10 protein-coding genes are annotated in these 13,136 nt (G+C 66.3%); all 10 read left to right on the top strand.

Going from position 1 to position 13,136, the window contains the following annotated elements:
- Window positions 1-7: 7 nt before the first annotated feature.
- The 10 genes from SPO_RS06910 to glmM all read left to right on the top strand — a co-directional run bounded on the left by SPO_RS06910 (window position 8) and on the right by glmM (window position 13,115).
- Window positions 8-694: an FkbM family methyltransferase gene (locus tag SPO_RS06910; RefSeq protein ID WP_011047094.1), complete on the top strand. Its 687-nt coding sequence runs from the start codon at window positions 8-10 to the stop codon at window positions 692-694.
- 32 nt (window positions 695-726) lie between these two features.
- Window positions 727-1,251 carry a DUF6446 family protein gene (locus tag SPO_RS06915; RefSeq protein ID WP_030003200.1) on the top strand — a complete coding sequence of 175 codons (525 nt, stop codon included), beginning with the start codon at window positions 727-729 and terminating at the stop codon, window positions 1,249-1,251.
- Window positions 1,252-1,269: 18 nt separating this feature from the next.
- A complete protein-coding gene (gene gltS, locus SPO_RS06920) occupies window positions 1,270-2,481 on the top strand; it encodes a sodium/glutamate symporter (RefSeq protein ID WP_011047095.1) in 1,212 nt (403 codons plus the stop codon).
- A gap of 9 nt (window positions 2,482-2,490) precedes the next feature.
- On the top strand, window positions 2,491-4,698 hold the full coding sequence (gene glyS, locus SPO_RS06925) for a glycine--tRNA ligase subunit beta (protein WP_011047096.1): 2,208 nt from the start codon (window positions 2,491-2,493) through the stop codon (window positions 4,696-4,698).
- 195 nt (window positions 4,699-4,893) lie between these two features.
- Window positions 4,894-7,443 carry a pyruvate, phosphate dikinase gene (ppdK, locus tag SPO_RS06930; RefSeq protein WP_030003201.1) on the top strand — a complete coding sequence of 850 codons (2,550 nt, stop codon included), beginning with the start codon at window positions 4,894-4,896 and terminating at the stop codon, window positions 7,441-7,443.
- A 173-nt stretch (window positions 7,444-7,616) separates the two neighbouring features.
- A complete protein-coding gene (locus SPO_RS06935) occupies window positions 7,617-8,261 on the top strand; it encodes a cell wall hydrolase (protein ID WP_011047098.1) in 645 nt (214 codons plus the stop codon).
- A gap of 77 nt (window positions 8,262-8,338) precedes the next feature.
- The gene (locus SPO_RS06940; protein ID WP_011047099.1) at window positions 8,339-9,715 is read left to right on the top strand and encodes a multicopper oxidase family protein; all 1,377 of its coding nucleotides are present in this window, start codon (window positions 8,339-8,341) and stop codon (window positions 9,713-9,715) included.
- A 99-nt stretch (window positions 9,716-9,814) separates the two neighbouring features.
- On the top strand, window positions 9,815-10,735 hold the full coding sequence (locus SPO_RS06945) for a dihydroneopterin aldolase (protein ID WP_011047100.1): 921 nt from the start codon (window positions 9,815-9,817) through the stop codon (window positions 10,733-10,735).
- Window positions 10,732-11,730 carry a dihydropteroate synthase gene (gene folP, locus SPO_RS06950; RefSeq protein WP_044028067.1) on the top strand — a complete coding sequence of 333 codons (999 nt, stop codon included), beginning with the start codon at window positions 10,732-10,734 and terminating at the stop codon, window positions 11,728-11,730. Before SPO_RS06945 ends, folP begins: the two co-directional genes overlap by 4 nt.
- 38 nt (window positions 11,731-11,768) lie before the next feature.
- Window positions 11,769-13,115 carry a phosphoglucosamine mutase gene (gene glmM / locus SPO_RS06955; protein WP_011047102.1) on the top strand — a complete coding sequence of 449 codons (1,347 nt, stop codon included), beginning with the start codon at window positions 11,769-11,771 and terminating at the stop codon, window positions 13,113-13,115.
- Window positions 13,116-13,136: the final 21 nt, after the last annotated feature.

The raw sequence follows: 13,136 nt of genomic DNA on the forward strand, positions 1-13,136 counted from the left end.
AACCGCCATGGATCAGGCAACTCGCGACTCTTATGAAGAGAAGCTGCGCAAGGCGCGGCGGCGGCTGAAACGCCACGTCCGGACCGCCCAAAGCGAGGGCTTCATGACCGGGGCCGCCGCGATGCTGCGCCCGGGTGATGTGGTGATCGACTGCGGCGCCAATGTCGGCGATGTGACGGCGGTTTTGTCCGCGACCGGCGCCACCGTCCATTGCTTCGAACCCGACCCTTATGCCTTTTCCCTGCTCGAAGAGCGCTTTGGCGAGGCCACGAATGTGCATCTGCACAATCAGGCCGCCGGGGTGGCGGCGGGCAGCATCGGCCTGATGCGCGCCGAAAGCTTTGGCGAAGACCCCAGGAAGAACACGGTGATGAGCACCACACTGCCCGGAGGGCGGGGCATCAGCGCGCAAGCGGAGGATGTGATCGAGGTCGAGATGATCGACTTTCCCGCCTTTTTGTCCGGGCTGATCGCCGAACATGGCGATATCGCCATGCTCAAGATGGATATCGAAGGGGCCGAGCTGGACATCCTGGAAGCGATGGAAGAGCGCGACCTGTTCGATTCGGTCCGGGTCACGCTGGTCGAGACCCATGAACGCAAATTCCCCGATCTGCGCCCGCGCTTTCGCGCGCTGAAAGAGCGGATCGGAGAGAAATACGCCACCAGCAAGGTCAATCTCGACTGGATCTGAGATCAGGTCCGGTCGGTCAATCGGAGAAACCCATGACAGGCAAGGTCTTGGTCATTGTGCTGCTGCTTTGCGGCGCGGCTGCGGGCGCGGCGATGTACTATTTTCAGGTCTACGGCTTTTATTACGAGGTCGCGGCCAGACCGGGACAGGATGTGGCGCTGATGCCTCTGGGCGGCGATGCCCCCCGGCCCATCGCCTATGACGGATTTCAGGCCATCGACGCCGACAGCTCGCCCATTCGCTATCGCGCCTGCTTTACCACGGATCTGAGCCTTGATGCGCTGAGTGCCGCTTATGAACCTGTCGAGGCGCCAGAGCCGCTGACCGCCCCCACCTGGTTTGGCTGCTATGATGCCGCGGCCATTGATGCCGCACTGAAAGCAGGGACGGCGCGGGCCTATCTGGGGGCCAAGAACATCCATTACGGGGTGGACCGGATCGTTACGGTAACAGAGGAGGGGCGCGGCTATGTCTGGCACGTGCTCAACAATTGCGGGAAGAAGGCCTATGATGGCACCGTGGTGGGCGAGGAATGTCCGCCGCGCCCCGAAAACTGAGGCGACAGGCGCGGGCAGGTGACCGAGACGCTGCACATATCCGCCTTCATGACCGTGACCCTGGGTCTGGCAGTCTATCTGGTGGGGGTGCGCATCAACGACCGGTTGCCGTTTCTGGAACGCTTCAGCATCCCCGAGCCGGTGACCGGTGGTTTGCTGGCCTCGCTGGTGGTGCTTGGGCTGAATTCCGTGTTCGGGATCGAACTGGCCTTTGACCTGACCGGGCGCGATTTCCTGCTGGTGCTGTTCTTTACCGGGATCGGGCTGAACGCGAGGCTTGGTGATCTGATCGCGGGCGGCAAACCGCTGGCGATCCTTTTGGTGCTGACCCTGCTGACCATCCTGGCGCAGAACGTCATCGGGGTGCTGGGCGCGGTGGTGTTCGGCTTCCCGCCGCAGGCGGGGGTGCTGTTCGGCTCGGCCGCGCTGATCGGGGGGCACGGCACCGCCATCGCCTGGGCGCCCGAGGTGGCGCAGGCGACCGGCCTGGCCTCGGCTACCGAGCTGGGGGTCGCGGTGGCGACGCTGGGCCTGGTGATCGCGGCGCTGATCGGCGGCCCGATCGCCACCTATCTGGTCGAGAGCCGCAAGCTGACCCCGAACCGCCCGGACGAAGAGCTGACGGTCGGCCTGCCCAACGAGATGGACGAGGAGCCACCGCAGATCGACCACAAGTCGCTGATGCGGGTGCTCTTGACGCTGAACGTGGCGATCCTGCTGGGCTATGGCTTGCAGGAAAGCATCGAGGAGTTGGGCCTGAAACTGCCGCTTTTCGTGCCCTGCCTGCTGTCGGCCATCGTGGTCGGCAACCTGCGCACGGCGCTGTTCCCACGTGCCCTGCGCGTGTCGCGCACGCCGACGCTGGCGCTGATCTCGGAATTCGCGCTGGGCGCGTTTCTGGCGATGTCGCTGATGAGCCTGCAACTCTGGACCATCGCCGAGACCGGCCTGGCACTGGCGGTGATCATCGCCGCGCAGACGCTGTTTGCCCTGGGCTTCATCCTGCTGGTGTTGTTCCGCGCCATGGGCGGCGGTTACCGCGCGGCGGTGCTGGCGGCGGGGTTCGGTGGCTTCGCGCTGGGCGCCACGCCTACCGCGATTGCAAATATGACCGCCGTAACCAAGCGCTATGGCCCGTCGCCTCTTGCCTTTATCGTGCTCCCCCTTGTATCCGCCTTCTTTGTGGATATCGCCAATGCGGTCGTCATCCAGATGATCGTCAATTTCTAAGGACCGACCATGCCCGACCTGCTGATCGAACTGTTTTCCGAGGAAATCCCCGCCCGCATGCAGGCGCGTGCCGGTGAGGACCTGAAAAAGCGGATCACCGACGGTCTGGTCGAGGCGGGGCTGACCTATGCCTATGCCGCCGCGCTCAGCACCCCGCGCCGCCTGGTGCTGGCGGTCGAGGGGCTGCTGGACGCAAGCCCCACCCAGCGCGAAGAGCGCAAGGGCCCCAAGGTCGGCGCGCCCGAGCAGGCGGTCGAGGGCTTCCTGCGTGGCGCCGGCATCAGCCGTGACCAGCTGGAAGAGCGGGAAACGCCCAAGGGCGCGATCTATTTCGCCACCATCGAAAAGCCGGGCCGCCCGGCGGCCGCGATCGTGGCCGAGGTGCTGGAAGACACCATTCGCAATTTCCCCTGGCCCAAGTCGATGCGCTGGGGCGCGGGCTCCTTGCGCTGGGTGCGGCCCCTGCAGTCGATCCTGTGCATCCTGACCACCGAGGCCGGGGCCGAGGTGGTGCCGCTCGATATCGACGGGATCAAGGCAGGCGACAGCACCGCGGGCCACCGCTTCATGGCGCCGGCCCGGTTCTCCGTCACCTCGTTTGAGGATTATCAGGTCAAGCTGAAACGCGCCTTCGTGGTGCTGGACCCGGCAGAGCGGGCCGAGCATATCTGGAACGACGCCCAGAACATGGCCTTTGCCGCCGGGCTGGAACTGGTCGAGGACAAGGGCCTGCTGGCCGAGGTCGCGGGCCTGGTCGAGTGGCCCGTCGTGCTGATGGGCCAGATCGGGAGTGAGTTCTTGGACCTGCCAGCGGAAGTGCTGCAAACCTCGATGCGCGAGCATCAGAAGTTCTTCTCGGTCCGCAATCCGAAGACCGGCCGGATCGAACGCTTTGTCACCGTTGCCAACCGCGAGACCGCCGACAATGGCGCCACCATCCTTGCGGGCAACCAGAAGGTGCTGTCGGCGCGTCTGGCAGATGCCAAGTTCTTCTGGGACAACGATCTGCGCGCGGCGCATGCGGGCATGGATGCCTGGGTGCAGGCGCTGGAAAACGTGACCTTCCACAACAAGCTTGGGAGCCAGGGCGACCGTATCCGCCGCATCGCCGCACTGGCGCGCGAGCTGGCCCCGGTGGTGGGTGCCGAGGCGGATCAGGCCGAACAGGCCGCGACCCTTGCCAAGGCCGATCTGAGTTCCGAGATGGTCTTTGAATTTCCAGAACTTCAGGGGCTTATGGGGCGTTATTACATCGCTGCCTCAGGTCAGGACGCCGCCATCGCCGCTGTCGCGCAGGACCATTACTCGCCGCTTGGCCCCTCTGATGAGGTGCCCACCGCACCGCTTTCGGTCATCGTGGCACTGGCGGACAAGCTCGACACGCTGACAGGCTTCTGGGCCATCGACGAAAAGCCCACCGGCTCGAAAGACCCCTTCGCGCTGCGCCGCGCGGCGCTGGGCGTGATCCGGCTGGTGCTGGCCAATGACCTGCGCCTGCCGCTGGATCGGTCCATCGACGCGCAACTGCTGCGCCACAAGTACCACGCCAGCAACGGCGAGGCCGCGCTGCGCGACCTGATCGAAGAAATCGCCGATCACGGCGTCTTCGGCGCCGCCTTCGAAACGATCAAGGAGAAGCTGGGCGATGCGGGCGCGCTCGAGGCACTGGCAGGCGATGTGCCCGATCTTTCCGCTGACCTGCTCGCCTTCATCCACGACCGGCTCAAGGTCTTCCTGCGCGACGAGGGCATCCGCCACGACGTGATCGACGCCTGTATCGCGATGGCGGGCAATGATGACCTCAACCTGCTGGTCAAACGCGCCCGCGCGCTCAATACGGTGATCGCGACCGAAGATGGCGAGAACCTGGTGCAGGGCTTCAAGCGCGCCAACAACATCCTGACCCAGGCCGAGGAAAAGGACGGGGTCGAATATTCCTTTGGCGCCGATATCAAATTCGCCGAGGCCGACAGCGAAAAGGCCCTGTTCGCCGCGCTCGAACAGGCCGAGTCGAAAATCAACGTCGCGCTCAAGGCCGAGGATTTCGCCGCCGCCATGACGGCCATGGCCGCCCTTCGCGCGCCGGTGGATGCTTTCTTTGATCAGGTGCAGGTCAATTCCGACAATCAGGTGGTACGCCGCAACCGCCTGAACCTGCTCAGCCAGATCCGCAAGGTCTGCTCCAGTGTCGCCGACCTGACCCGTATCGACGGCTGAGGCATCCGACGCGCCATCCCCTTGTGGCGCGCATCGGGCCTTGTCAGGCGCTCGGTCTGCCGTGGCCCCGCTCTGCTGCTTCTTTCTGGTCACAAATACTCATAGCCCCGGCAGCCACGGGTGCTGCCTGTGCGCACATGGTGCTTGCGCCGTCTTCAAACGCCCTTATTCTGCACGCAAACGAGGGGTGCCGCAGTGCAGAATAATCCGAACACCACGCTGATCACATCAACCGCTCCGGTGGCCACCTCCACCCATGGCGGGCGGGCCAAATGCCTGCAGCGACTGGTGCGGCTCGACCTTCCGGTGCCGCGCACGGTGGCGCTGTCCTTTGGAGCGGTGCATGACATCGCGCAGGGCCAGTTGCCCGATATCGCCGCCATCGTCAGCCAGTTCGATCCGACCGCACTGCTGTGTGTACGTCCCAGTTCCGAGGACCCCGATTGGGGCGGGCCGGGCGCGGTGCTCAACATCGGCATGAACGATGCCCGCTTTGTCGAACTCAGCGACCGTATGGGGGCCGAGGCGGCGGCGGCGCTCTATCTGCGCTTCGTGCAGACCTTTGCCATTCACGTGGCCCGGCTTGACCCGGATGTCTTCGACGAGATCGAGGCCGACGGGCGCGAGGGGCTGCGCCAGTCCTTGCGCGCCTATGAGGACGAGACCGACGAGAGCTTTCCCCAGGACCCGGGCGAGCAGCTGGCCGCCGTGCTGCGCTCGATGGCGCGCGCCTGGGAGGGCACTTCGGCCCGGCTGTTGCGTCAGGCCAAGGGGGCGCCCGCCGATGCCGGGCTGGGCCTTGTGGTGCAGGAAATGATCCCCGGCCTCGGCCAGGGCGAATGCGGCTCGGGCGTGCTGCAACTGGTCGAGCCGGCCACCGGCCTGCCTCAGATCACCGGCCGCTACCTGAGTCAGAGCCAGGGCCGCGACGCGCTGGGGGCAGGGGCCGAGGCGCTCTATCTCGAAAAGGACCCGCGCGGCATCTCGCTCGAGGATGTGGCGCCCGAGGCCTTTGCCGCGCTCAAGCAGCACGCGGCGCTGATGCGCGAGAAGCTGCGCGAGGAGATGCAGGTCGAATTCGTCATCGAATCCGGGCGCGTGCACATTCTCGACGGGGTGCGAGTACCCCGCAGCGCCCGCGCGGCGCTGCGCATCGCGGTGCGGCTGGCCGAGGACGGCATCATCCCGCAGCAAGAGGCTGTGATGCGCATCGACCCGCATTCGGTCAACGAGTTGTTGCACCGCCAGGTGCACCCGCAGGCCAGGCGCGATGTGCTGACCACAGGGATCGCGGCCAGCCCGGGGGCCGCCACCGGCAAGATCGTGTTTACCGCCGCCGAGGCGCAGGCGAGTGCGGCGCGCGGCGAGCCCTGCGTGCTGGTGCGCCGCGAGACCTCGCCTGAGGATGTGCGCGGCATGCATGCCGCCGTGGCGGTGCTGACCGAACGGGGCGGCATGACCAGCCACGCGGCGGTGATCGGGCGCGGCCTGGGCCTGCCCTGTATCGTCGGCGCTTCGGATATGGAGTTCCAGACCAAGGCACGCCAGATCAAGGCGCCTGACGGGCGGGTGTTTCGCACCGGCGATATCCTGACCATCGACGGCAGCACCGGTCAGGTGCTGGCCGGCCAGCCCGAGATGATCGACGCGGCGCTGGATGACAGTTTCCAGACCCTGATGGCCTGGGCCGATGCCGAACGCGATATCGGCATCCGCGCCAATGCCGACACGCCTGCAGATGCCCAGGCCGCGCGCAATTTCGACGCGCAGGGCATCGGGCTGTGCCGGACCGAGCATATGTTCTTCGAGCCGGGCCGGTTGACGGTGATGCGCGAGATGATCTTTGCCGCCACCCCCTCGGGGCGCAAGGCGGTGCTGGAGCGGCTGCTGCCGATGCAGCGGCAGGATTTCGTGCAGCTGTTCCGTATCATGGAGGGCAAGCCGGTCTGCATTCGCCTGTTCGATCCGCCGCTGCATGAATTTCTGCCCACCACCCGCAGCGGCCAGCGCGAACTGGCCGAGGCGCTGGACCTGCCGGTCAGTGACGTGACCCGCCGGGTCGAGGCGATGAGCGAATACAACCCCATGCTGGGCCTGCGCGGCGTGCGGCTGGGGGTCACCGTGCCCGAGATCTATGACATGCAGGCCCGCGCCATCTTCGAGGCCACTCTCGAGGCCAGCCGCAAGGGCGAACCGGTGGTGCCCGAGGTGATGATCCCGCTGGTTTCGGCCAAGCGCGAGGTCGAGCTGGTCAAGGCCCGCATCGACGCGGTGGCCTCGGCCGTTGCCTCCGAGCGGGGTCAGGAATTCGACTATCGCCTGGGCGTCATGGTGGAAACCCCGCGCGCCTGCCTGCGCGCCGACGAGATCGCCGCCTGTGTTTCGTTCCTCAGCTTCGGCACCAACGACCTGACCCAGATGACCTATGGCCTGTCGCGCGACGATGCCGGGCGGTTCATGTCGGCCTATGTACGCCAGGGCGTGTTTTCCGAGGACCCGTTCCATGTGCTGGATCGGGACGGGGTGGGCGAATTGCTGAAACTGGGGGTCGAACGGGGCCGCCGGGGCCAGCCCGGGGTGACCGTTTCGGTCTGTGGTGAACATGGCGGAAACCCCGAATCAATCGCCTTTTGCCGGGCGGCGGGGTTCGACTATGTCTCTTGTTCACCCTTCCGGGTGCCAGTCGCGCGACTGGCCGCCGCGCAGCTGGCGATTTCGGATAAACTTGGTATTTCAAGCGACTAGAGTGTCAATATCTAGTGGTTTTCGGGGCGTGTATGGGTCTTGCATTTTTGCAGGCCTGCCTTCGAAATTCCTTGTAAATTTGCAAAAACTGGATCTTTGCGCCCGTCTGGAGTATGGGCTTTCTGCGCCGACTGGGGAGGAACCGGCGCGCGACGCTTGATTTGGGGTAGAAGATGAAGAGATTTGTTCTGACAGTTTTACTGTCGGCTGCTGTCACGCTGCCGGAATTCGCGTTTGCTGATCGCGGGTCCGAGGCCGTCGGTGCCGCCGAGCAGGCCGAAGCGCCCCGCAAGGGCAAGAGCTTTCGCAACTACCTCAGGGCGCTGCTGCCCAAGCCCGAGGAAGAGGCCCCGGTGACCGCGGTCGATTTCTCGCGCTCGTGGATCGACCAGCAGCCTCGCGCCGAGGGCGGCGAGCAATGGCAATGCCTGGCCGAGGCGCTGTATTTCGAAGCGCGGGGCGAGACCATCAAGGGTCAGTTCGCAGTGGCCGAGGTGATCCTGAACCGGGTCCAGAGCGAGCGCTTCCCGAACACGCCCTGCGGCGTCATCCGGCAGGGGACCGGGCGCAAGTATCAGTGCCAGTTCACCTATACCTGCGACGGGCGCAAGGAAGTCATCGCCGAGAAACAGGCCTATGAGCGGGTGGCCAAGGTCGCGCGCCTGGCCATGGACGGGGCCGCCGAGAGCCTGACAGACGGGGCCACCTATTACCACACCACCGCCGTGCGCCCCAGCTGGGCCCGCCGGTTTACCCAGACGACCAAGATCGGCGTGCACCTGTTCTATCGGCAGGGCCAGCGCACCGCGAGCAACTGAGTGACGCCGCCGCGTCGCAACCCTGCTGGCAGGGGCGCGGCGCAGGGCTATATTGCGGGCCACGAGGGAGGCCCGCGATGACATTCACCCGCCGACATGTTCTGAAGACAGCCACCGCCTGCGCGCTGATGCCACGTCTGGCTGAGGCCGCGCCGATCACGCTGACCGCCATGGAGGCCCGCCAGCAGATCGCGCCCGAAGGGTATCCCGACACCGCGATCTGGGGCTATGAGGGCGGCGCGCCGGGCCCTGAAATCCGGGTCGCGCAGGGCGGACGTCTCAGCCGCCGCCTGATCAACCGGCTGCCGCAGCCCACTGCCGTGCATTGGCACGGTATCCGCATCGACAATGCGATGGATGGCGTGCCGGGCCTGACGCAGCAGGCGGTGCCGACCGGGGGCAGTTTCGATTACGATTTCACCCTGCCGGACGCGGGCACCTATTGGTACCACTCGCACAACCGCTCGATGGAGCAGGTGGCGCGCGGGTTGCATGGCCCGCTGATCGTGGACGAGGCCAGTGCGCCCGATATCGACGGTGAGCACGTGCTGGTGCTGGATGACTGGCGGCTCGACCCGGACACGGCCGCGATCGGCGCGAATTTCGACAATGGCCACGACCTGAGCCATGCCGGGCGCATTGGCAACCTTCTGACCGTGAATGGCCGGTTCGACCCCGCCTTCAGGGCCAGACCTGCCGAGCGCCTGCGCCTGCGCCTGATCAATGCCGCCAATGCGCGGGTCTTCGAGGTCGGGCTGGACGGCATGCAGGGCTGGATCGTGGCGCTGGACGGGATGCCGCTGGAGGAACCGCTGGTGGTCAGCGGCGCCTTTCCGCTGGCCCCGGCGCAGCGGGCCGACCTGATCGTGGATATCACCGCCGAGACTGGCGCCAGTGCCAGCCTGCTCAGCATCGAGCGCGACGGCGGCTATGGGTTGTGCCGGTTCGACGTCTCGGGGCAGGGCGCGGGCGCGGCCCGCGCGGCGCCGGCGCCGCTGCCGCCCAACCCGCTGCCGGTCATCGAGGGGCTGGCCGACAGCCCGCTGCACCAGATGCGGCTGCAGGGGGGCGCGATGCGCTGGCTTGACAGCGCCCTGCTGGGCGAGACCGAGATGAGCGGGCGCGAACTGGCGCAGCTGGGCAAGTTCTGGGCGCTCGACGGCCGCGCCGACCGGTCCGCGACCCCGTTCCTGGAGGCCGCGCGCGGCAGCCTGCACCGGATCGCCTTTGTCAACGAGACCGGTTTCGATCATGGCATGCATCTGCATGGCCATCATTTCCGCCTGATCGCCCCCAATGGCGCGCTGGGTCCCTGGCGCGACACGGTGCTGGTGGCGCCGGGCGAGACCCGGCAGATCGCGCTGGTCGCCGACAATCCGGGCGACTGGCTGTTGCATTGCCACATGCTGGGCCATGCGGCGGCGGGCATGACAAGCTGGTTTCGCGTCACCTGATGCCGCATTCGAGAACTGGTATGGCGCATGTCGCCCTGCTATAGGCTGGTTAAGCGCCTATTGAGGGCAGACTGACACGACCCCGGAAAGGCCCGCCCGATGAGTTCCGAAATCCGCCTTGCCTTTGCCCATCCTTCGGAACGCTCCGAAGCGACGGCATCGCGCGGTCCTTTGGACCGTATCTCGCTGCGTGACCATGTGGTCGAGGTCGAGATCGGCGCCTTTCAGGCCGAGCGGGGCACCACCCAGCGCATCTGTTTCAACGTGGTGGTCGAGGTGATGCCGCTGACCGGCCCCATCGACGACGATGTCGACCGCATCCTGTCCTATGACCGGGTGACCGAGGCGATTGCCCGCGCCCTGGCCGAAGAGCGGCTTAACCTGCTTGAAACCCTGGCCGCGCGGGTGGCCGAGCTGATCCTGCACGAGCCCCAGGCGGTGCGTGTCTTTGTCCGCATCGAAAAGCTGGATCGCGGCCCCGGCGCGCTGGGGGTCGAAATCGTGCGCGGGCGCGACAAGCTGCATGTGGATCAGAACGAGGATCTGCGCCCGCACCCGCGCCTTGTCTACCTGTCCAACGCGGCGATCGATTCAGCGCATCTCAAGGGCTGGATCGACCAGCTGGAACATCGCGAGCGGCCGCTGATCATCTGCGTCGGCGCCTCGTCCCTGGCGGTGCCGCAGACCGGTCACGCGATGACCCAGCGGCGGATCGACCTGCTGGCCATCGAGCAGAACGCCTGGCGGCTGGCGGCGCGTGATCTGCGCTGCAAGGTGGTCTCGACCCGGACCGAGCTGGACTGGGCCATGAAGAACGGCCAGATCTGCGTCTGGGCACCCTCCAAGATCGTGCTGGACGCGGTGGATGGCCCCTCGGCCAAACCTTCCGAGGCGGTGGCACTGGCGGCCTGGTTCGCCGCTACCTTCGAGGCGGGCGAGATGCTGGTGATCGGTGCGGCCCTGCCCGAGGGGACCGAGGTGCCGCTGCGTGCGGTACCGGTGGAGCAGGCCGAGTTGTGAGCGACTACTTCCGCCCCCTGGTACAGCAGGGCGCGAAACGGCCCAGCGACGCGGTGACGCTGGCGGGCGGCGCGCTTTGGTTCACCCATGCCGAACATCTGCGCCGCGACCGGCCGGGCAGGGTGATCGCCGCCGCCGATATCCCGCCGGATCAGATGGAGCGCTTGACGGCCGGGCGCGCGGCGCTGGCCGGGCTCGACATGGGGCAGGCGCATCTGATGGGTATCCTCAACGTCACGCCCGACAGTTTCTCGGACGGAGGACGCCATTTCGGGATCGAGGCCGCCCGCCGCGTCGCGCTGGAGATGGTGGCGCAGGGGGTCAGCCTGCTGGATGTGGGGGGGGAATCGACCCGGCCTGGCGCGCTCGAAGTGCCCGCCGAGGACGAAATCCATCGTACCGCACCGGTGATCGAGGCGATCCGGGCCGAGACCGGCACCGCCATTTCGATCGACACCCGCAAGGCCAGCGTGGCCGAGGCGGCGCTGGCCGCCGGTGCCAGCCTGGTGAACGATGTGTCGGGGTTTACCTTTGACGCCGCTTTGGCGCCGCTCTGCGCCGAGACGCGAACACCGGTGTGCATCATGCATGCGCAGGGCGATCCGGCGACCATGCAGCAGGACCCGCATTACGATGATGTCCTGCTCGATGTGTATGATTTTCTGGCCGCACAGGTGGACCGGCTGGTCGCGCGGGGCATGGCGCGCGGTCAGATCGTGATCGACCCGGGTATCGGGTTCGGCAAGACGCAAGACCACAATCTGACCCTGCTGCGCAACCTGTCGCTGTTTCACGGTATCGGCTGCCCGATCCTGCTCGGGGTCTCGCGCAAGCGCTTCATCGGCACCATCGGCAAGGAACCGCGCGCGCAGGCGCGCGGGCCGGGCTCGATTTCCGTTGGTTTGGCGGGGCTTGCGCAGGGGGTCCAGATTTTGCGCGTGCATGACGTGGCCGAAACGGCACAGGCCTTGCGCCTGTGGGCCGCCGTCCGGTAAAGCTTGCTCCACAGGGGGTAAACAGAAAGTGAGGCGGTATGCGTAAGCTGTTCGGAACCGATGGGGTGCGGGGCACCGCGAATACCCATCCGATGACCGCCGAAATGGCGCTCAGGATCGGCGCGGCCGTCGGGCGCTATTTCCGGCGCGAGGCTGGCGGCGTGCATCGTGTCGTCATCGGCAAGGATACCCGCCTGTCTGGCTACATGTTCGAGAACGCGTTGACCGCGGGCCTTGCCTCGACCGGCATGAACGTGCTGCTGCTGGGGCCTGTGCCCACACCCGCCGTTGGCCTGATGACCCGTTCGATGCGCGCCGATCTGGGCGTGATGATCTCGGCCAGCCACAATTCAGCCGAGGATAACGGTATCAAGTTCTTCGGTCCCGACGGGTTCAAGCTGTCCGATCAGGCCGAGATGGAGATCGAGGAGATGGTCGCGACCGGCGTGCGGCTGGCGCAGGCGCATAATATTGGCCGTGTGCGCCGGGTGGATGATGCGCGCTTTCGCTATGGCGAGCGGGTGAAATCCTCGCTCACGCGCGGGCTGCGGCTCGACGGGCTCAAGGTGGTGGTGGATTGCGCCAACGGGGCCGCGCATCGCACCGCACCTGAAATCCTGTGGGAACTGGGTGCCGATGTGGTGCCGATTGGGACGTCGCCGGACGGTCTCAACATCAACCGTGGCTGCGGCTCGACCTGTCCGCGCACCGCGTCCGAGGCGGTGGTGGCCCATGGCGCGGATGTGGGGATCTGCCTGGACGGGGACGCCGACCGGGTCATCGTGATCGATCAACTTGGAAATGTTGCCGATGGCGACCAGATCATGGCGCTGTTGGCGGCGCGCTGGGCGGCCGAGGGCCGATTGCAGGGCGGCGCCCTGGTGGCGACCGTGATGTCGAACCTGGGGCTTGAACGGTTTCTGGGCGATCGCGGCATCGGGCTGGAGCGGACCGCGGTCGGTGATCGCTATGTGGTCGAGCGGATGCGCGAAGGTGGCTTCAACCTGGGGGGCGAGCAATCGGGCCATATCGTGATGAGCGACTTCGCCACCACGGGTGACGGGCTGATGGCGGGCTTGCATTTCCTGGGCGAGATGATGCGGTCTGGTCAGCCCTCCTCCGAGTTGGTGCGCCAGTTCGTTCCGGTCCCGCAACTGCTCAAGAACGTGCGGTTTGCAAAGGGGCAGACCCCGCTTGACGCCGCATCGGTGCAATCGGCGATAGCCGAGGCCGAGGGGGTGTTGAACGGCTCTGGGCGTCTGTTGATCCGCAAGTCGGGCACCGAACCGCTGATCCGGGTGATGGCCGAGTGTGAGGACGAGGCGCTGCTGACCAGGGCGGTCGACAGCGTGGTCGAGGCGGTGGCCGACGCGGTCCAGGCTTGAATTAAGCTGTCGCCCTGCGCA

This window comes from Ruegeria pomeroyi DSS-3, assembly GCF_000011965.2.
Classification (GTDB): Bacteria; Pseudomonadota; Alphaproteobacteria; order Rhodobacterales; family Rhodobacteraceae; genus Ruegeria_B; species Ruegeria_B pomeroyi.

Bases quoted from the DNA above. Each gene is read 5' to 3' on its own strand.
- SPO_RS06910 (WP_011047094.1), top strand. From the start codon at position 8: ATGGATCAGGCAACTCGCGACTCTTATGAAGAGAAGCTGCGCAAGGCG.
- SPO_RS06915 (WP_030003200.1), top strand. From the start codon at position 727: ATGACAGGCAAGGTCTTGGTCATTGTGCTGCTGCTTTGCGGCGCGGCT.
- glyS (WP_011047096.1), top strand. From the start codon at position 2,491: ATGCCCGACCTGCTGATCGAACTGTTTTCCGAGGAAATCCCCGCCCGC.
- SPO_RS06935 (WP_011047098.1), top strand. From the start codon at position 7,617: ATGAAGAGATTTGTTCTGACAGTTTTACTGTCGGCTGCTGTCACGCTG.
- SPO_RS06940 (WP_011047099.1), top strand. From the start codon at position 8,339: ATGACATTCACCCGCCGACATGTTCTGAAGACAGCCACCGCCTGCGCG.
- SPO_RS06945 (WP_011047100.1), top strand. From the start codon at position 9,815: ATGAGTTCCGAAATCCGCCTTGCCTTTGCCCATCCTTCGGAACGCTCC.
- glmM (WP_011047102.1), top strand. From the start codon at position 11,769: ATGCGTAAGCTGTTCGGAACCGATGGGGTGCGGGGCACCGCGAATACC.